Source organism: Microbulbifer sp. YPW16, from assembly GCF_021290385.1.
Lineage (GTDB): Bacteria > Pseudomonadota > Gammaproteobacteria > Pseudomonadales > Cellvibrionaceae > Microbulbifer > Microbulbifer zhoushanensis.
This window is the reverse complement of sequence record NZ_CP089928.1, coordinates 978260-996444: the sequence shown is the minus strand read 5'-3', so window position 1 is coordinate 996444 and position 18185 is coordinate 978260. Positions and strand designations below refer to the sequence as shown.

The window sequence follows — 18185 nt, the reverse complement described above, 5'->3', positions numbered from 1 at the left end:
TTGTCGAAGCTTGCAGTGGCGGCCCTTCCGGTCCCCTCGCAATGAACAGCTGTGAACTCCGCCAGGCCCGGAAGGGAGCAACGGTAGCAGTGACGTCATGTGCCGAGGGTGTTGCTGGTTGGGCTGCCTCCATTTCTGCCCCCTCCTTTTGTTTTCGCCCGACCGGGCACCGACTCCCGATGTTGACGCTGAATCCCGGATTCACAGGATTTTTGTTGTTTCTATGCCGTGTTGGGGGAATTTCATGCCGATGTGCGCTCGTTATGGCGGCTGCAGCCCGCCCGGTGTCGCGCTTATGCTATAAAACGTCGTCAAATATAACTGAAAAGCAGAGAGGGAGCTGATGAAAAAGATTGCCCTGGCCGCCGCTGTGGCGGTGGTATTGGCTGGCTGTGACAACCGCCAGGCAGAGCCCGAAGATGCCGCGACAGACAGTGCTACGGCGAATGTGGCCGCAGAGAGTGCCGGCGCCGGGACAGGTGAGTCCGCCACCCAAACCGGTACCGGCGAGTCCGCCAATGGCCCGGTGACCGCCGAGGATGCCAAGGCCTTCCTCGAGCAGGCACAGCAGCGCCTGGCCAAGATGGCGGAGGAAGGCGCACACGCATCCTGGCTTGCAGCTACCTACATTAACGTGGATTCCCAGTACACCGAGGCGCTGGCCTCGGAGCGCTTTACCTCCCTGGCGGTCGAGCTGGCCAACGAGGCAGCCCGCTTCGATGACCTGGAGCTCGCCCCTGAAACCCGTCGCCAGCTCACCATGCTCAAGCAGGGCCTGGTACTGCCAGCGCCGCAGGATCCGGAACTGACCGCCGAGCTGGCCCAGATCGGCTCCAAGCTGCAGGGCATGTATGGCTCCGGCAAGTACTGCTCCGGCGAGGGCGACAAGGAAAAATGCTACGGCCTCACTGAGATGGGCCGCCTGATGGCGGAGAGCCGCGATCCGGACCTGCTGAAGGAGCTCTGGGTTGGCTGGCGCAAGGTAGCGCCGCCCATGAAGCCGCTCTACGAGCGCCAGGTGGAGATCGCCAATGCCGGTGCCCGGGAGCTGGGCTACAAGGACCTGAGTGAGATGTGGCGCTCCAAGTACGACATGGAGGCGGATGCTTTTTCCGCGGACATGGATGCACAGTGGAGCAAGGTAAAGCCCCTGTATGAAGCCCTGCACTGCCATGTACGGGCCAGGCTGAACGAGCGCTACGGCGACGACGTGGTGCCGCCCAACGGCAAGATCCCGGCGCACCTGCTGGGCAATATGTGGGCGCAGGAGTGGGGCAACGTCTATGACGTGGTCAAGGACGAGGATATGCAGGCCCCCTACGACCTGACCCAGCTGGTGGTTGATTCCGGCATGGATGAAAAGGAGATGGTCAAGGTCGGCGAGCGGTTCTTTACCTCGCTGGGCTTCAAGCCACTGCCGGAAACTTTCTGGGAGCGTTCCCAGTTCACCAAGCCCCGTGATCGCGACGTCGTCTGCCATGCCAGTGCCTGGAACCTGGATAACAAGGACGACATCCGTATCAAGATGTGTATCCAGAAGACCGCGGATGACTTCATTACCATCCATCACGAACTGGGCCACAACTTTTACCAGCGTATCTACAACGACCAGCCGTTCCTGTACCAGGAGGGTGCCAATGATGGTTTCCACGAGGCGGTGGGTGATGCCATTGCGCTTTCCATCACGCCGAAGTACCTGAAACAGATTGGCCTGATGGACGAGGTGCCGGACGAGAGCAAGGATATCGGCTTCCTGATGCGCCAGGCACTGGACAAGATCGCCTTCCTGCCGTTCGGGCTGCTGGTGGACAAGTGGCGCTGGCAGGTGTTCAGCGGTGAGGTGGACCCCAGCGATTACAATAAGGCCTGGTGGGAATTGCGCGAGGATTACCAGGGCATCCAGCCGCCGGTAAGCCGCAGCGAGGCCAATTTTGATCCGGGCGCCAAGTACCATATCCCGGGCAACACGCCCTATGCGCGTTACTTCCTGGCTCGTATCCAGCAGTTCCAGTTCCACCGCGCCCTGTGTGAGGCGGCGGGCCACGAGGGACCACTGCATCGCTGCTCGATTTACAACAACGCGGCCGCCGGTGAGAAACTCCGCAATATGCTTGCAATGGGTGCCAGCAAGCCGTGGCCGGATGCGATGGAAGCCCTGACCGGCCAGCGCGAGCTGGACTCCTCGGCCATCATCGATTACTTCCAGCCGCTGATGGCGTACCTGGAAGAGCAAAACCAAGACCGCCAGTGCGGTTGGGAATAATCAAGCGCATAGCGAGCACTGCTCGCTGCTTGATTATTCGACCGGCCAGTGCAGGTTTTTGCTCCATGCAAAACCTGCATTCCCGCCATCCATGGCGGTCAGATAGCCGGGCCGGAGCCTGAACAAAGGCTTGTTAGTAGCGCCATGGATGGCGAGGAAAGGCTTGCTCAGGGCGCTGCCGCGAGCAGTTCTAGCGACGTGAATAACCCGTAATAGAAAGCCCGGCAACGCCGGGCTTTTTTGTGTTGGCGATGATTCGGTGCCAATTCGCCAGTGTGCGGGCCTTCAGAACTCGGCCTGGGCCGTCAGCCACAGCTTGTCCGTATCCACACTGAACTCATCGGCCTGGTACTGGCTGTACTTGAGGCTCATGCCCACCACGCCGAGCTTGCCGGCGACCAGGAAGCCGTACTCGCTGCCAAGCTTATCCATGCCGGACACGTCCGGGTCATCTGAACCCAGCTGATGATAATTCACTGCAAGTTTGACTCCGGCGAGTGTCGTCCCCACTGAAAGATAGGTGTCCTCGATACCACCGGGAATATTGCCGGTACCGCCGCCGAGGAATTTATCGTTCCAGCCCTGGAACTTGTGCAGCGTCGCCAGCGGGGTAATAAACTGGCCGTCGCTGCCATCCGCACCCAGGAGCTCATATCCCGCGGCAAGCCTGACGGGGCCCAGCTTGTAGCCAGCGTCAACCAATACGTAGTCTGCGGAATATGAGGCAGGGCTGTCGCCGGCCTCGGTCTGGGTGGCATATTCCAGCTGGTAGCCCAGGTTGCCGGCGGCACCGGCAAAGCGCAGGCCGTAGGTGTCGGTGGAAAAAAGTGGGGCCGTCTCGTTGTCGATCAGGTAGGCATAGGCGGACAGGGCACCCACGGAAAACCCTTCGTAACGGGCATTGAACAGGTAGGTATCGTTCTCATGATCGCCGAGCGGGCTGTCCTCGCCGAAGATCCGGTTGACGTTGTCGATATGGGCGAGGAAGACAGTTGTATCTTCCAGGCTGGTGTTGCTCAGGCTGAAGCCATCGTAGGTCTGCTCATTCTGGCGAAAGCCCACCCCCCCGACAAAGCGCTGGTTGTCCAGCAGTATGCGCTGTCGACCATACTTGAGGGTCGTGCTTCCTTTTGAGTAAGCGAGCATATACTGGTTGACCTCGGTACCTTCGGGGTCCGCAATCCCTCCTTCAAACTCGGTTACATGGGTCACGTCATCCATTTCCAGCAGCACGCTGAAGCCCTGGTATTCTGCCGAGGACAGGGTCAGTCGCGTCTTCAGGCTCAGCAGGTCGACAGAGTCACTGCCTTCAATGTCCACGGTTTCACTGCGGGCCCGGAAGTTCACGGTGGCATCCCCCTGTTGCAATGCCTGGGCAAAGTTCGTCACCGCGGGGGGCTGTTCCAGCGGTGCGTCCTGGGCGAAGGCGTTGTGGGAATATGCCGTTGCCACGGCAACTGCCAGCAGGCCCCGGCGAGTGATTCGGATGGGTCCATTCATCTGTGTCATTTTTTGTCTCCAGGTTTTCTCGGTAAATCTTTTTATTCCAGGCACAAGCCGGGCATCGTCACCGATTACAGGCAATGGCGGAAGGGTAGGGAAGTTATGAACCCCGTGGGTAAAGGGTTTCTTTCTAAAATGAGAACCAGGTCAGGCTGCGTCGACCACCTCCCCGGTATCGCGGGTGCAAGCCCGCGCTGATTCGCCGGGTGCTACAGCGGCTCGGCCCAGAGCCGGGTCAGCACCGACTTTGTCATGTCTTTCGTGCAGGAATTTCAGTACGCGGGCACGATAGTGGTTGTAGTGGCTGTCGCCCGCCAGGTCCAATCGATGGCGGGGGCGCTCGAGCTCTACATCCAGCACTTCGCCGATGGTGGCCGCGGGACCGTTGGTCATCATCACAATCCGATCTGATAGCAGCACAGCTTCATCGACGTCGTGGGTAATCATGATGACGGTGTTTTTCAGGTCCGCCTGGATCTCCATCAGGGAATCCTGCATGTGTGCGCGGGTGAGTGCATCCAGCGCACCAAAAGGTTCATCCATCAGCAGGACCTTGGGTTGCATGGCCAGTGCGCGGGCAATACCCACTCGCTGTTTCATACCCCCGGAGATTTCCCCGGGCCGTTTGTGCGCAGCATGGGCCATGTGTACCAGCTCGAGATTGTGATCGATCCATTCCCGTATTGCGCTGCGGGACATCTTCCTGCCGAATACCTGGCTCACTGCCAGCTCGACATTCTCGTAGGCGGTCAACCAGGGCAGCAGGGAGTGATTCTGGAATACCACCGCCCGCTCGGGGCCGGGCTCAGTGACCTCACGTCCATCCAGAATCACCCCGCCGGAGCTTGCCTGGTGCAGCCCGGCGACAATATTGAGAACCGTGGACTTGCCGCAGCCGGAGTGGCCGATCAGGGAGACGAACTCGCCCTGGCGGATTTTCAGGTTGATATCCCGCAGGGCCGTGAACGGACCATTAGGCGTGGGGAACTGCATACCTACCTGGCTGATATCGAGAAGCGTGTTCATGGAAACCTCGTTCAGTGTTGCTGGCAAATGTAGGCCGGCGAGTTTGTCCGGCGGCATTGTTTCATTCAGTGGGTGGTTATTTCCTTGTCCCAGGAAAAGAACCGCTGTAACTGCAGCATGCAACGGTCAAGCAGGAAGCCAATAAAGCCGATCACGAGCACTGCGGCCATAATGCGGGCCAGCGAGTCGGAGCTGCCGTTCTGGAACTCGTCCCAGACGAACTTGCCCAGCCCGGGATTCTGGGCGAGCATTTCGGCCGCAATCAGTACCATCCAGGCGACGCCCAGGGACAGGCGCATGCCGGTGAATATCATTGGCACCGAAGCTGGCAACACGATACGTCGTACATGCTTCAGCGCCGGCAGGCGCAGGACCTTGCTGACGTTTAACAGGTCGCGATCAATCGAGGCGACACCCACAGCCGTGTTGATCACCATCGGCCAGAGGCAGCAAAGCGTTACCGTGATCATGGAGTTGATAAATGACTTGGCGATCATCGGGTCCGGGGTGGCGTACAGGGCGCTCACAACCATGGTCACCAGGGGTAACCATGCCAGTGGGGAGACCGGCTTGAATACCTGGATAATCGGGTTACAGGCGGCATTGAGTGCGGGGCTGAGCCCGATGGCGATACCCAGGGGAACGGCAATCAGTGCCGCGAGCAGGAAACCGCTCATGACCGTGACCAGGCTGGTGCGGATCTGGTCGATAAAGGTTTCCTTGCCAGTGTAATCCCGTATTTTCGGTTCGTAGCCCGGATCCTCGGCGACCCGCCTGGCATTACGCTCCCGTTGCCGCTCATAAAAGGCGGCCTCTTTCTCCCGGGAGCGCTGGTGCTCACTGTAGAGGGCGCCGAACTGCTCCCAGACCGCCACCGGTCCCGGGAAAGTCCCCAGTGATGTATCGATATTGCGGGCGCTCACCGACCACAGCAGGAGAAAAACCAGTATCCCGGTTGCAGGCAGGGCGAGCAGGGCCGCGGTGCGCAGGAGCAGTCCTCCATCGGCCCGGGGCAGGCGCCAGTTTAATATCTTGCCGGAAGTCAGGGTGCTGCTAGTCATAGTGCGTTATCTCGTTTGCATCACTTTTCAGGGCGGCGTCCATGGCCGCCCGGCAATTCCACGGTTTACTTTCAGAGTTTCTCGCCACTTTTCAGGCCGATGGGAAACTTGTCGATATAGGCATTGGGTGTCCTGCCGTTGTATACAATCCCGTCGATAAAGTGGGTCTGGGGCTCGCGGAAGCCGTCCTCGGTGTCAAAATCCGGGAACTGGTCCGCCTTGGCCAGGCCTTCTGCGATCAATGATTTCGCGGCGGCCTCATAGATGTCCGGGCGGTATACCTTTTGTGCAAGATCCTTGTACCAGTCATCACTCTTGTCTTCCGGGATCTGGCCCCAGCGCCGCATCTGGGTCAGGTACCAGATGGCATCCGAGTAATAGGGGTAGGTGGCGTTGTAGCGGAAGAAAACATTGAAGTCCGGCACTGAGCGCTTGTCCCCTTTCTCGTACTCGAAGGTGCCGGTCATGCTGTTGGCAATTACTTCATAGTCGGCTCCCACATAGTGGGATTTCGAGAGGATCTCCACCGCTTCCGGGCGGTTGGCATTGTTGTTTTCGTCCAGCCACATAGCCGCTCGAATCAGCGCGCGGGTCAGGCGGATTGTGGTGTTGGGGTATTTTTCCGCAAACTCCCTGGTGATACCGAAGACCTTTTCCGGATTGTCCTTCCAGATCTCGTAGTCGGTAACCACCGGCACACCAATGCCCTTGAATACCGCCTGCTGGTTCCAGGGTTCACCGACGCAGTAGCCGTAGATGGTGCCGGACTCGAGCGTGGCGGGCATTTGCGGCGGGGGCGTCACTGACAGCAGGGCATCCGCATTGATCTGGCCCGAGATATCCCCCTTGTGCGGGGCATAAAAGCCTGGGTGGATGCCGCCGGCGGCAAGCCAGTAACGCAGTTCATAATTGTGGGTGGAAACCGGGAAAACCATGCCCATGTTGAATGGTTTGCCGTCGTCCTTGTAAGCCTCAACCACCGGCTTCAGGGCATCCGCCTTGATCGGGTGCACGGGCAAGCCATCTTCCCGCTTGGGAATATTGGGTTTCATCTGTTCCCAGATTTCGTTCGAGACGGTAATGCCGTTGCCATTCAGGTCCATCGAGAAAGGGGTGATGATGTCGGCCCGGGTGCCAAAGCCCATGGTGGCGGCAATCGGCTGGCCCGCCAGCATATGGGCACCATCCAGCCGGCCATCAATCACGCCGTCGAGTAGCACCTTCCAGTTGGCCTGCGCCTCGATGGTGACGTAAAGGCCCTCATCCTCGAAGAAACCCTTTTCATAGGCGACGGCAATTGGCGCCATGTCGGTCAGCTTGATAAAGCCAAACGTCAGCTCCTCTTTTTCCGGGTAGCCGAGCTTTTCCGCCCGGGCGGGTGCCGTGCCCATTGCTATTGTGGCCACTAGCATGGCGGCGACTGCCCATGCCCCGAATGATTTGTTCCAGTTCATCTGGCTCTCTCCTGTGCGGGTTTCCTGTACTTTTCCGGGCCAAAAAAAAACGCTCATTGATCGGTGCCTTTGGCACGGGTCAATGAGCGTCTTTGCTCGGCAGCTGGCAGGCTTGTGCCTGCCGTCAGTGTTCAGTTGTTGTTGCCCCTGTTTCCTATACTCCCGAATTCCGGTGTCTTGCCGGGTGTTGCCTTTCAGTTCACACCGCAAAAATCAGGGGGCATTGATTGGTGTGGCCAGGGCAGCAAAATTCATTCTTCACCGAAGCAAACTGCACAGATCGTGCCAAGGCTGCGGCCACTGCATGTTGAAGATGGGCTGGGACAGGCTCCTGAGGCTGGCCCCGGGTTGTTATATGGGCGCGGGAGCACGGGATTTCATGTGTTCCGGGGATGCTGCTGGTTGTGACAATGCCGCGTGCGGCAATCGTTGCAATGCATCGCGATGATATGGTCCCGGTGTACTGCGTTGCGGCCGCAAGCCTTAAGGTAGTGCGGAAGCGGGGGGCGCTGCCCGCTGATGGGGCATTGTGTGCCGGAGGGAAGGTGGGAATATCGCTGGCAACAAAACCAAAAAGGGCCGGACATCGCTGTCCGGCCCTTATGCTGGCTTCCGATCGGGGGATCAGAAGTTGTAGTTTACAGAAACACCAGCCAGCCAGGCTTCGATATTGGTGGTGCCGCCATCGAAGTAAGTAACCAGGGCTGTACCCGGGCCGACCAGTGAATCGGTCGGGATCACGCTGCCTTCCTGGATGGTTTCGTCGTCACCCCACAGGTAGGCAAAGCCGCCGTCAACCGACAACTGGTCGCTGAACTTGTAAGTGCCGCCGAAAGTCACCCACTGGCGATCGGTGTCCGGGATGGACAGGGTGCGCCAGGTGATCGGGCGGCCAAAGCTGGCGGTTTCCTCGTCAAACAGGCCGTCGCGTGCAGCGCCCTCGTCGTAGGCGTAGCCGATGCGCCAGGTGACTTCCTCACACGGGTAGTATTCGCCGGCGATGCTGTAACGCATGCCACTCTCGAAGTTCTCTTCCTTGATCAGCAGCGGATTGTAGGGCTCGGGGTCCACGCCGAACTTCTGGCCGGGGATGAAGCCCTCAAGGCGTTCGAAGTCATCCCAGTCGGTCCACATGGCACCCAGCGCCAGGCCCCACTGGCTGTTGAAGCGATGGTAGAAACCCAGCTCCAGGGTGTCGGGCAGGTCCAGGGTCAGGTTGGCGGATGCATTCCGCAGGCCGATACCACCCATATTGTTGGGCAGGGCCTGGGAATTGACATCACCTTCCAGCTCCGGGTCCAGCTCGGAGTGATAGGAGATACCGAAGCGGGATTGTTCATTGATCTGCCACAGGGCGCCCAGGGACCAGCCCACATCCCAGTCGTCACCCTCGAGGTCGAGGATGGTCAGTTCGGGGATACCGGACCCGTCGGGCAGGAAGAGCCCGGTCTGCTGGCTCAGGTTGCGCGGCACCTTGGTTTTCAGGGTGGCGTCGGCGTAGAGGAAGTTTACTGCAAGGCCGATACTGAACTGGTCGTTGAAGTTGTACGCCACCGAGGGTGCAATATTAACCGTCAGCAGTTCAGTTTTATCGGCAATATGGGTCACCAGCCAGTCCGGGTCGAAGTCGGTTTCCAGGCCGTAGTCGGTAAACATGCCCAGGCCGAAAGACCAGCAGTCATCAAAAGGAACTGCCAGGGCGAAGTCGGGGACAAAAGCATCGCTGGCGTAGTCGCTGGCAGTGTCGCGGAACGGGCCTACCTGGGCGAGCGGCACCGGCTGGCCGGTAACCGGGTTGGTGCCTACAACGGAAAAGTCGACCTCACCGGCGGCGTCAATTTCCGGGTTGACGTAGGTGACGCCCGCGGACAGTGAAATCCGGTCAAACAGAGCAGAACCGGCCGGGTTGCGGTTCAGGATGGCGGCATTGTCACCGATGGTGTTTTCCGCCGCGAACGCGCGGCCAAGGCCAGAAGGGTTGGTCTCCTGCAGGTAAAAACCCGCAGCCATGGTACCGCTGGAAGCGGTGCTGATTGCTGCAGCCAGAACTGCACGACGCAGAAGTTTCTTTTTCATGAGGTCCCACTCTGTTTTTAAATCGCGGATCACAAATGCATCACGCGACGACTGCGTGGCAGTTTCCGGCGCGCGATGGAGAACCCTGTTCAGGTTCCCGGGTTTGCAATTGATTCCCTGACCCGAAAATTCTAGCAGTGCCAGAATATTGTTTCAGGGGAGGCGGGCGACTTTATAAAGACAAAGAGGCGAAAAATCTATCATTTCGCGCCACTTTTTCTTTATTTTTACGAGTTGTTCGAAACTTTTTTATTGTTGGCGGGAAGAGTCTCTATGGGTGGAAAATTTGGTCAAGGAAATCTGGTAGGTTTCGCCATCTTCTTCCTGCATCAGTTTAACCAGTGCGTGATTCCACTCCGGGGCGAACCAGATATAAGTCGTGCGATCTGCACCTTCTTCGCGCACGCGTTCCACCTTGACCGTGTCCACGGGACCCAGTGGCGTCTGCAGCTTCTCGGTACCGGCAACGGCAAAACGATATGTGCGCACTCGCTTGCCATCGGCTACCTGATAGACGAGATCTTCCTTGCCGGCAGCCACATCCAGTGCCAGCTGCAGCTGGTAACTGATTTTGTCGTGGATATCCTTCGGGACATTCTCGAGCGTGCGGTCCGGCTTTGACACATTGACGACCCGGCCGTTTTCAAAATTCAGGGATGTGTGGCGATTGCGCCCGAGTCCGGTACGACGGTACTCATAGTGCCGGGGGGTAATGCTGGCATTAGCCAGGGAAAAGCGGGAGTGCTCGCGGATGTCGGCGAGGAAAGAATCCGCCCGGAAATCCAGCCGCCAGTTGTCTCCGGCGCCGGAGAGCTCGCGCCTGGCTTCTACCTTGATGCCGTTGTAACTGGCAGAGTAGGTGGCGGAGAAGGGCTCCAGGCCCTGGGCGCTGGCGGCCAGGGCCTGGCAGCTGAAAACGAGAAAAAGTACAAACTGTCGAACGGGCACGGCGATCTCCCTTTTCCTGGTGGCGTTCGCTGGGGCGGGGCATATCCGGTGGGCAAAACCTTGCCTGCCGGTGCCTGGACCCTACGATAACTTTGACCGCTGCCGGCTGCAAAAAGTGCCCGGGAGAGTCCCGGGCACGCAATCGCTCAGGTCCTGACCACGTTTCCTGTGGGGGGCAGGCGTTCGCCATCGAGTTCCGAATGGTCACCGACCATGCGCAGGCGCCCTTCGGCAAACCAGCTCACTGCGAGCGGGTAGATAACATGCTCCTGAGCCTGTACCCGTTGGGCCAGGCTCTGCGCGGTATCACCGGACTCGACGGGAATCACCGCCTGTACGATGGGTGGGCCGCCGTCCAGTTCCTCGGTGACAAAGTGCACGGTAACCCCGTGTTCGGCGTCGCCGGCGTCCAGAGCCCGCTGGTGGGTGTGCAGGCCCTGGTACTTGGGCAGGAGGGAAGGGTGGATATTCAGCAGGCGGCCGCTGTAATGGCGGACAAACGCCGGGGTGAGGATACGCATGAACCCGGCCAGCACCACCAGCTCGGCGCCATAACTGTCGATACTGTCGATCAGGGCGCGATCGAATGATTCCCGGTCTTCATAGTCCCGGTGGTTGACCACCGCCGCGGGAATGCCCGCCTCGCGGGCGCGGGTCAGGCCATAGGCCTCCGCCTTGTTACTGATCACCGCGCACAGCTCAAAGCTGGCATCGGTCGTTGCCGCCGCGTCGATCAGGGCCTGCAGGTTGGTGCCGCTGCCGGAAATCAGCACGGCCACCCGACATTTCTCCCGCGCCATCGGAGCCTTCTGCGTCATTAGAGCCCCGAGAGTTCCACGGCCTCGTCACCGGAGGCGGATTCGATGCTGCCAATAATGAAGGCTTCCTCGCCCGACTGGCGCAGGATCCCCAGGGCCTCGTCGGCCCGGTCGGCGGGGACACAGACCACCATGCCCACACCGCAGTTGAATGTGCGGTACATCTCGCGGCGGTCGATATTGCCGTTTTTGCGCAGCCACTCGAATACCGGGGGCATTTCCCAGCTGTTGGTATCGATGTGGGCGCAGGTGCCTTCCGGCAGCACGCGCGGCAGGTTTTCCAGCAAACCGCCGCCGGTGATGTGGCTCAGGGCGTTGACCTGCGATTTAGCGATCAGCTCGAGGAGGTTCTTGACGTAAATCCGGGTCGGGGCCATCAGCGCCTCGGCCAGCGTCACCCCGCCCATGTCCTGCTGCAGGTCGGCGCCGCTGACTTCCAGCACCTTGCGCACCAGGGAGTAGCCGTTGGAGTGGGGGCCGCTGGAGGCCAGGCCGATCAGCTTGTCGCCGGCAGCCACTTTGCTGCCATCGATGATGCCGGACTTCTCCACCACACCCACGCAGAAGCCTGCCAGGTCGTAGTCGTCGCCTTCGTACATCCCGGGCATCTCTGCGGTCTCACCGCCCACCAGGGCACAGCCGGCCAGCTCACAGCCACGGCCGATGCCATTGACAACCTCGGCCGCGATATCCACATTCAGCTTGCCGGTGGCGTAGTAATCCAGGAACAGCAGGGGCTCGGCACCGGCTACCACCAGGTCGTTCACGCACATGGCCACCAGGTCGATGCCGATGGTGTCGTGAATCCCCAGGTCCATCGCCAGGCGCAGCTTGGTGCCTACACCGTCGGTGCCCGATACCAGTACCGGCTCCTTGTAGCCCTTGGGCAGCTCACACAGCGCCCCGAAACCGCCCAGGCCGCCCATCACTTCCGGGCGCTGGGTCCGCTTGGCGACATGCTTGATGCGGTCGACCAGGGCGTTGCCCGCGTCGATGTCGACACCGGCATCTTTATAACTGAGGGATTGGGGCTTGGAATCGCTCATGATTCTTCCTGCAATGGGCTTTCGAAGGGCGCGTATTCTAGAGGAATTTCGCCCAAATGTGCGAACTCGGGGCTGGGAGAAAAAACCGACACTGATACAATAGCCCCTCTGGCCCGGTTTGACCCGGGATCGATTCCGGCCCGCAGCCGTGCCGGCGCCCCTTTCCCGGGCCCGGTAGAGCGCGCTAGCCGGTCAACCGAATAAGTGGTTTGGGGGAGTTTGAGAGATGCAGATGCTGGTCCGGCGCGGTGTGGCAACAGCAGCGAAGTTGCTGGCCCTTGCCCTGTGCCTAACGATGTTGCCGGCGCAGGCTCGGGTGATTGCAGACCTTTACGAGGTGGCGGAGCCCGTTCCCAGCCGCAGTGCGAGTGACCGTGCGGCCGCGGCCAGCCGTGGCCTCGAGCAGGTTTTCGTGCGGGTTACCGGCGAGCCCTCAATTGCCGGTAGCGGCGTGTTGAGCCCGGTACTGCGGGAGGCGCAGTCCTTTATGCAGGGTTACCGCTATGTCACCGAGGAGGACGAGCTGTACGTGCAGCTGACCTTCGATCCCCAGGCGGTGGCGGCCAAGGTGCACGAACTGCAGCTGCCCATGTGGCCCAATAACCGTCCCGGCACGCTGGTGTGGCTGGCTGTGGACACCCTCGGGGAGGGACGCAGCTATCTGAGCGAGACCGAGTCGCCGGAAGTCTTTTCCGCCCTGGATGCCGCCGCTATCGCCCGCGGCCTGCCGCTGGAATTCCCCGCACTCGACAGTACTGACCGGCGCGCCATGCCGCTGGGCAATCTCTGGGCCCAGGACGAGCGGGCGGCTAAAAGTGCCGCGGCGCGTTACCAGCCCGATGCGAGCCTGATGGGGCGCGTGCTGCAGCTGTCCCAGGGGCGCTGGCAGGGCAACTGGCTGCTGATCCACGGCGGCCGCAGCTATGCTTTTGACGCCACCGGGGATTCCCTGGAAACCGTGGCCCAGCAGGGGGTCAATGAGGCCGCCAACCTGCTGGCCCAGCGCTACGCGGTGCGCCCGGACGCCGGCGGTGGTGAATCCAGCTCCGTGGTCCTGGAGCTGGTGGGCGTGTCCACGTTTGCGGATTACAACGAGGCCTCGGCTTACCTTCGGGGCCTGGCCCAGGTCAGCCGGGCAGACCTGCTGCAGGTGGATGGCGACCGTATGCGTTTCGCCCTCAGTACCGGCGTGCCCATGCGGAACCTGCGCGATGCCCTGGCACTGAACCGCAAACTGCGGGCCGAGGCGGAACAGGACCCGATCGACCTCAATGGCTATCGCGCGCCCGCGGGCAGCGCGGAGAATCCCCTGCGTTATCGCTGGCAGTGAGATGAACAAGCAAAGCGGTGTGCCGCAGCAGCTGCCCCTGGGGGTATCGCTGCGCGATGACGCCACCTTCGACAATTTTTACCTGTCGCCGGAGGATCCCAACCGCCAGGTTGTGGCCGCCCTGCAGGGCTTTGCCGCCGGCAGCCTGCCGGAGCAGTTGATTTACCTCTGGGGTGAAGAGGGCTCCGGTGTCAGCCACCTGTTGCAGTCCGCCTGCCAGAGTGCTGAGGACAGCGGCCGGAGTTTCCAGTACCTGCCGCTGGGGGAACTCCTGCCGATGGATCCTGCCGTCATCCTCGATGGCCTGGAGGAAGTGGAGCTGCTGTGTATTGACGGTATGCACCAGCTGGAAGGGCAACCGCAGTGGCAGACGGCGCTGTTTCACCTGTTCAACCGGGTGCGCGATGCCGGCGGCCAGATGCTGCTGGGGGCACGGCGCTCGCCCCGTGGCCTTGAGCTGGAACTGGCTGACCTGGCCTCAAGGCTCCAGTGGGGGCTTACCTTCCAGCTGCAGCCCCTGAACGACAATGACAAGCTGGCGGCCCTGCGCCAGCGCAGCCGCCGGCGTGGCTTTGACCTCCCGGAAGATGTGGCGTTGTATATCCTGCACCGGGCACCACGCCACACCGGTGCCCTGTTTGCCTGCCTGGAACAGCTGGACCGGGCCTCGCTGATGGCCAAGCGCAAAATCACCATTCCCTTTGTGAAGGAAGTCCTGAAGATCTGAGGGCCCCGGGGTTACAGGCGCAGGATCTGGCGATACTGTGCCACTTCCACTTCGAAGCGGGTGTGATCCTGCAGGTAGAGGCGCAGGCAGTCGGCGGCATCCGGCTCCCCGTGCACCAGCTGGATGGCGGTGCCTGGTTGCAGCTGTGAGGAGTGGAGCCAGCGACCCAGGTCCCGGTAGTCAGCATGTGCCGATAGTCCCTCTAGCATTTCCACCTGCGCCCGGCAGGGAATGTATTCCCCGTGAATCTTTACCGTACTGCTGCCGGCCATCAGCCGGGCACCCCGTGTACCGCCCGCCTGGTAACCGGCAAACAGGACCGTGGTGCGATGGTTGGGCAGCAGGCGCTTGAGGTGGTGCAGTACCCGGCCACCGGAGGCCATGCCGCTGCCGGCAATGATGATGTGGGGATACTGGATATTATCCAGTGCCTTGGATTCCTCGATTTCGCGGGTGTAGGTGACTCCCTCGCTCATGCGCCGGCACTCGGCCTTCGTCAGCCGGTGCAGTTCCGGGTAGCGGTTATAGATATGGGAGGCATCGATGGCCATGGGGCTGTCGAGGAAGATGGGCAGGCGCGGGATATCACCGGCCTCCATCGCCCGGACCAGCATATGTTGCAGTGTCTGCGCCCGACCCACGGCAAAGCTGGGAATCACCAGCACTCCCCCGCGACCCACAACCTCATTCACCACCCGGTTGAGCTCCTCCTGTATGTCCAGGTCCGGGTGGCGGCGGTCGCCGTAGGTGGATTCCAGCAACAGCAGGTCCAGGGCCGGCAGGGGATCGGGCGGGTACATCAGGACATCGTCGGGCCGGCCCACATCGCCGGAAAAGCCCACCCGCTTGCCGCCGGCCTCGAGGATGCCGCTGCCGGCGCCGAGGATATGGCCGGCGCTCTGCAGCCTGGCAGTGATCTCTCCAATGCGCACCGACTCGCCGAATGCGATCGGCTGGAACAGCTCCAGGCTGCGCTCGGCGGTCTCGCCATCGTAGAGGGGCTCCGGGTGGGCATGCTTGCCGAGCCGGTGGCGGGCATAGAAACGGGCATCTTCCTCCTGGATATGCCCGGCGTCCGGTAACAGGATGCTGCACAGGTCCACGGTGGCCGGATGGCAGAACACCGGGCCGCGGTAACCGAGCTGGTACAGTCGCGGGATATAGCCCGAGTGGTCCAGGTGCGCATGGGTGAGCAGGATGCCGTCCAGGCCATGGATATCGAAGGCCGGTGGCTGCCAGTTCCGCTGCCGCAGCCACTTGTAGCCCTGGAACAGGCCGCAGTCGACCAGCAGACGGGTGTTGCCGTGCTCCACCAGGAATTTGGAACCGGTGACCGTCTGGGTGGCACCGAGAAAAAGCAGGTTCATGGGTTCGACTCCCGGTTACGGCCGGTAGCGGGATGTGACCCGGCCAGCAGTTCGTGCAGCGGCCCGGCGATTACTGGGGCCAGGTCGAAAGTGCAGTGGGGGCCCGGGATGCTGTTGCTGGTGTACAGCTGGTGTATCCCGCTTGCCTGCAGCTGCGCTTCGCAGTCACCGGCAAAAATCCCATGTACCGCGGCGCAGTGGATCTGGTCGATGCCGGCGTGCTGCAATGCCGCGGCCGTTTCCATCAATGTGTGGCCACTGGAGATGACATCGTCCACCAGCAGCGCCGGCCGGTTGCGGTAACCTGATACGTCGGGTACCTCCACTGATACCGCGCGATCACCGGTCCGGGTCTTTTCACAAACGACAAACGGCAGCCCGGTCTGCCCGGCCAGTGTGCTGACCCACTGGCGGCTCTCACTGTCCGGACCCACCAGTAAATAAGAGGACTCCTGTTGCTGCACCCAGTCGCCGATCGTACTGACGGCCGAGAGGGCGAATGCCGGGATGGAATAGATTTCGTCGAGGTGGTCATAGCGGTGCAGGTGAGGATCCACGGTAACCAGCCAATCCACCCGGGCGGAAATTTCCCGGGCAAAAACTCTTGAGGTGATGGCCTCGCCCTCCCGGAATCGCCGGTCCTGCCGCATGTAGCTGAGGTAGGGCGCCACCAGGCCGATCGTTGCCGCGCCCAGTTCACGGAGCGTGGCGGCGAGGAAAACCAGTGCCAGGTAACCGGGGTCCGGGTCACACAGGTTGGCGAGGATGATGCAGTCGCGGTTCTTTGGCGGCGTGTCCACCCGCAGGTAGGTTTCACCGTCGGGAAAGCGCCGTCGTGCCAGTTGAGCTGGTTCCGCGCCCAGTTGTGCGCACAGCGGGGCTGCGAGCGGCAGTCCTTCCTCGAGTGCGAATAGCAGTGGTTTCATGCTCCCTTCTCCGCGACCTCCGCGACGTAAAACAGTTTGTGGTTACGGCGGTAGTATTCCTGCGCGTAAGCCAGTTCCCCGGGAGAGTCGGCGAGCAAAGTGGCCATGGGTTGGCCTTCGGTTACGGGCTCGCCGATCTTTACGTGCAGCCGCAGCCCTGCCGCCGGGGAGGACGGGGCCCCGGCAAGTTTCGCCAGCTGCGCGAGGCGCCTGTTATCCATCGCTGCCAGTACCCCCGAGCGCCCGGCCCTGAGCGGGGCCCGGTGGCGGGCCTCACGAAACTCTTTCATTCCACCCTGGGCGGCGCAGATCCGCTCAAATTGCCGCAGTGCCCGGCCGGATTCCAGTAGCTCGCGGGCTCGCAATTCGCAGCCCTGGTCGTCCTCGCCAGTAGCCATGGCCAGCAGTCGGGAGGCCAGCAATACCGAGCGGTCCACCAGGTCCCCTGGCGCCTCTGCCCGGTTGTGTAGCACCGCCAGCACATCCCGCGCTTCCTCCACCGGGCCAATACCATAGCCAATTGGCTGGGTGCCGTCGGTGATGATGCAACGGAGATGCAGGCCCAGGTCTTCGGCCACTTCGGAGAAAAGTAGGGAAAGGCGTTGAGCCTGCTCCTGGTCACGCAGCTTGACCGTTGGCCCCACGGGCATATCAATCAGCACGTGGGTGGAACCGGCGGCCACTTTCTTGGACAGCACCGATGCCACCAGCTGTCCCTCGCTGTCCAGGTTCAGTGCCCGCTCTATCCGGATCAGGATGTCGTCAGTCGGGCTCAGGCCAACCCGTCCACCCGCGGCCAGGCAGGCCCCGGTATCAATGACTACCTGCTGCAGCTGGCGCAGGGACAGGTCCACTTCGGTCAGCACGGCCATGGTGTCCGCGGTGCCGGCGGGCGAGGTAATGGCGTGGGAAGAGGTCTTGGGAATTACCAGGCCGGCGGCACTGGCGATGGAAATCACGATCGGGGTGGTGCGGTTACCGGGCAGTCCGCCGATACAGTGTTTGTCGAAAATGCGTGGGAATTCCGGCCACTGCAGGCGGTTTCCGCTGCGGACCATGGCGTTGGTGAGGGCGCTGGTTTCCCGCCGGCTCACACCACCGGTGGCGCATGCGGTGAGGAAGGCGGCAATTTCGATATCGGAATACAACCGGTTACTGATGTCACGAATGATGCCACTGATTTCCGTCGCGTTCAGTTCGTTGCCATAAATTTTCTTGCGCAGGGCACTGAGTGAGTGGACCAGGGGCGCATGGCGGACCTCGACCTCCTGTCCGGGGGTAAGCCCGAGGAACTCCCAGGCGCCGTCAGAGAAGCCGATGACGCCTCCCGGCAGCACTTCGGCACTGACGGTATGGAGGGTGGCAATCAGGTTGCGACCGGCCGTTCGTACCTGCAGGCGCGTATTGGCCGTGAACCCCTCAGCCCGGCAGATAGCGCAGTCATCGCGCATGAACACAATCGGTTCCTCATGGGTGTTGATCCCCATCAGGTGCGCACGCAGGTACTGGTCACGTGCCATAGGCTGGATCCATGTCGCTGCTGTCTCCCCTGTTTGATGCTGCTGGCGCGCGCCACCGCGCAACCGCCTCCATACTGTCCGATACGGCTGGGAAATCCGGCCGCCCGGCCCTTTAATTGT

Annotated in this window: 14 protein-coding genes and 1 other RNA gene; 4 read left to right on the top strand and 11 right to left on the bottom strand. The window is 61.3% G+C overall.

Annotated elements, in window-relative coordinates:
• The first annotated feature begins 25 nt into the window (after positions 1-25).
• Positions 26-123, top strand: an RNA gene (gene ffs, locus LVE68_RS04335) — signal recognition particle sRNA small type.
• 220 nt (positions 124-343) lie between these two features.
• Positions 344-2263 carry a M2 family metallopeptidase gene (locus LVE68_RS04330; RefSeq protein WP_233005805.1) on the top strand — a complete coding sequence of 640 codons (1920 nt, stop codon included), beginning with the start codon at positions 344-346 and terminating at the stop codon, positions 2261-2263.
• Between the two features lie 285 nt (positions 2264-2548).
• Here LVE68_RS04330 and LVE68_RS04325 read toward each other — a convergent pair whose 3' ends face one another.
• From LVE68_RS04325 to purM, 8 genes are all read right to left on the bottom strand, one after another.
• On the bottom strand, positions 2549-3772 hold the full coding sequence (locus LVE68_RS04325; protein ID WP_233005804.1) for an alginate export family protein: 1224 nt from the start codon (positions 3770-3772) through the stop codon (positions 2549-2551).
• Positions 3773-3913: 141 nt separating this feature from the next.
• Complete coding sequence (locus tag LVE68_RS04320) at positions 3914-4792, bottom strand: ABC transporter ATP-binding protein (protein ID WP_233005803.1); 879 nt, start codon at positions 4790-4792, stop codon at positions 3914-3916.
• Positions 4793-4857: 65 nt separating this feature from the next.
• Positions 4858-5853 (bottom strand): ABC transporter permease, encoded by a 996-nt coding sequence (locus LVE68_RS04315; protein ID WP_233005802.1) that lies wholly within the window; start codon positions 5851-5853, stop codon positions 4858-4860.
• Between the two features lie 71 nt (positions 5854-5924).
• Positions 5925-7244: a CmpA/NrtA family ABC transporter substrate-binding protein gene (locus tag LVE68_RS04310; RefSeq protein ID WP_233006669.1), complete on the bottom strand. Its 1320-nt coding sequence runs from the start codon at positions 7242-7244 to the stop codon at positions 5925-5927.
• A gap of 687 nt (positions 7245-7931) precedes the next feature.
• Positions 7932-9383 (bottom strand): OmpP1/FadL family transporter, encoded by a 1452-nt coding sequence (locus LVE68_RS04305; RefSeq protein WP_233005801.1) that lies wholly within the window; start codon positions 9381-9383, stop codon positions 7932-7934.
• Positions 9384-9632: 249 nt separating this feature from the next.
• Positions 9633-10331, bottom strand: a complete 699-nt coding sequence (locus LVE68_RS04300) for a DUF3108 domain-containing protein (RefSeq protein ID WP_233005800.1) — start codon at positions 10329-10331, stop codon at positions 9633-9635.
• Between the two features lie 146 nt (positions 10332-10477).
• Positions 10478-11149 carry a phosphoribosylglycinamide formyltransferase gene (gene purN / locus LVE68_RS04295; RefSeq protein ID WP_233005799.1) on the bottom strand — a complete coding sequence of 224 codons (672 nt, stop codon included), beginning with the start codon at positions 11147-11149 and terminating at the stop codon, positions 10478-10480.
• Positions 11149-12195 (bottom strand): phosphoribosylformylglycinamidine cyclo-ligase, encoded by a 1047-nt coding sequence (gene purM / locus LVE68_RS04290; RefSeq protein WP_233005798.1) that lies wholly within the window; start codon positions 12193-12195, stop codon positions 11149-11151. The genes purN and purM overlap by 1 nt, the downstream gene beginning before the upstream one ends.
• Positions 12196-12421: 226 nt before the next feature.
• Here purM and LVE68_RS04285 point away from each other — a divergent pair, with 226 nt between their 5' ends.
• Positions 12422-13525, top strand: coding sequence for a DUF2066 domain-containing protein (locus LVE68_RS04285; RefSeq protein WP_233005797.1), 1104 nt, complete (start codon positions 12422-12424; stop codon positions 13523-13525).
• A gap of 1 nt (position 13526) precedes the next feature.
• Positions 13527-14252: a DnaA regulatory inactivator Hda gene (gene hda / locus LVE68_RS04280; RefSeq protein ID WP_233005796.1), complete on the top strand. Its 726-nt coding sequence runs from the start codon at positions 13527-13529 to the stop codon at positions 14250-14252.
• Between the two features lie 11 nt (positions 14253-14263).
• On the opposite strand, the gene LVE68_RS04275 is transcribed toward hda, so the two are convergent.
• The 3 genes from LVE68_RS04275 to LVE68_RS04265 are packed head-to-tail and all read right to left on the bottom strand — an operon-like array spanning position 14264 to position 18065.
• Entirely contained in the window at positions 14264-15619 is a 1356-nt protein-coding gene (locus tag LVE68_RS04275) for an MBL fold metallo-hydrolase RNA specificity domain-containing protein (protein ID WP_233005795.1), read from the bottom strand.
• A complete protein-coding gene (locus LVE68_RS04270) occupies positions 15616-16545 on the bottom strand; it encodes a ribose-phosphate diphosphokinase (protein WP_233005794.1) in 930 nt (309 codons plus the stop codon). The genes LVE68_RS04275 and LVE68_RS04270 overlap by 4 nt, the downstream gene beginning before the upstream one ends.
• Entirely contained in the window at positions 16542-18065 is a 1524-nt protein-coding gene (locus tag LVE68_RS04265; protein ID WP_233005793.1) for a thymidine phosphorylase family protein, read from the bottom strand. Before LVE68_RS04265 ends, LVE68_RS04270 begins: the two co-directional genes overlap by 4 nt.
• Positions 18066-18185 lie beyond the last annotated feature (120 nt).

Excerpts from the sequence above, each read along its gene's own strand:
- LVE68_RS04330 (WP_233005805.1), top strand. The coding sequence starts at position 344 with ATGAAAAAGATTGCCCTGGCCGCCGCTGTGGCGGTGGTATTGGCTGGC.
- LVE68_RS04325 (WP_233005804.1), bottom strand. The coding sequence starts at position 3,772 with ATGACACAGATGAATGGACCCATCCGAATCACTCGCCGGGGCCTGCTG.
- LVE68_RS04320 (WP_233005803.1), bottom strand. The coding sequence starts at position 4,792 with ATGAACACGCTTCTCGATATCAGCCAGGTAGGTATGCAGTTCCCCACG.
- LVE68_RS04315 (WP_233005802.1), bottom strand. The coding sequence starts at position 5,853 with ATGACTAGCAGCACCCTGACTTCCGGCAAGATATTAAACTGGCGCCTG.
- LVE68_RS04310 (WP_233006669.1), bottom strand. The coding sequence starts at position 7,244 with ATGGGCACGGCACCCGCCCGGGCGGAAAAGCTCGGCTACCCGGAAAAA.
- LVE68_RS04305 (WP_233005801.1), bottom strand. The coding sequence starts at position 9,383 with ATGAAAAAGAAACTTCTGCGTCGTGCAGTTCTGGCTGCAGCAATCAGC.
- purN (WP_233005799.1), bottom strand. The coding sequence starts at position 11,149 with ATGACGCAGAAGGCTCCGATGGCGCGGGAGAAATGTCGGGTGGCCGTG.
- purM (WP_233005798.1), bottom strand. The coding sequence starts at position 12,195 with ATGAGCGATTCCAAGCCCCAATCCCTCAGTTATAAAGATGCCGGTGTC.
- LVE68_RS04285 (WP_233005797.1), top strand. The coding sequence starts at position 12,422 with ATGCAGATGCTGGTCCGGCGCGGTGTGGCAACAGCAGCGAAGTTGCTG.
- hda (WP_233005796.1), top strand. The coding sequence starts at position 13,527 with ATGAACAAGCAAAGCGGTGTGCCGCAGCAGCTGCCCCTGGGGGTATCG.
- LVE68_RS04275 (WP_233005795.1), bottom strand. The coding sequence starts at position 15,619 with ATGAACCTGCTTTTTCTCGGTGCCACCCAGACGGTCACCGGTTCCAAA.
- LVE68_RS04270 (WP_233005794.1), bottom strand. The coding sequence starts at position 16,545 with ATGAAACCACTGCTATTCGCACTCGAGGAAGGACTGCCGCTCGCAGCC.
- LVE68_RS04265 (WP_233005793.1), bottom strand. The coding sequence starts at position 18,065 with ATGGCACGTGACCAGTACCTGCGTGCGCACCTGATGGGGATCAACACC.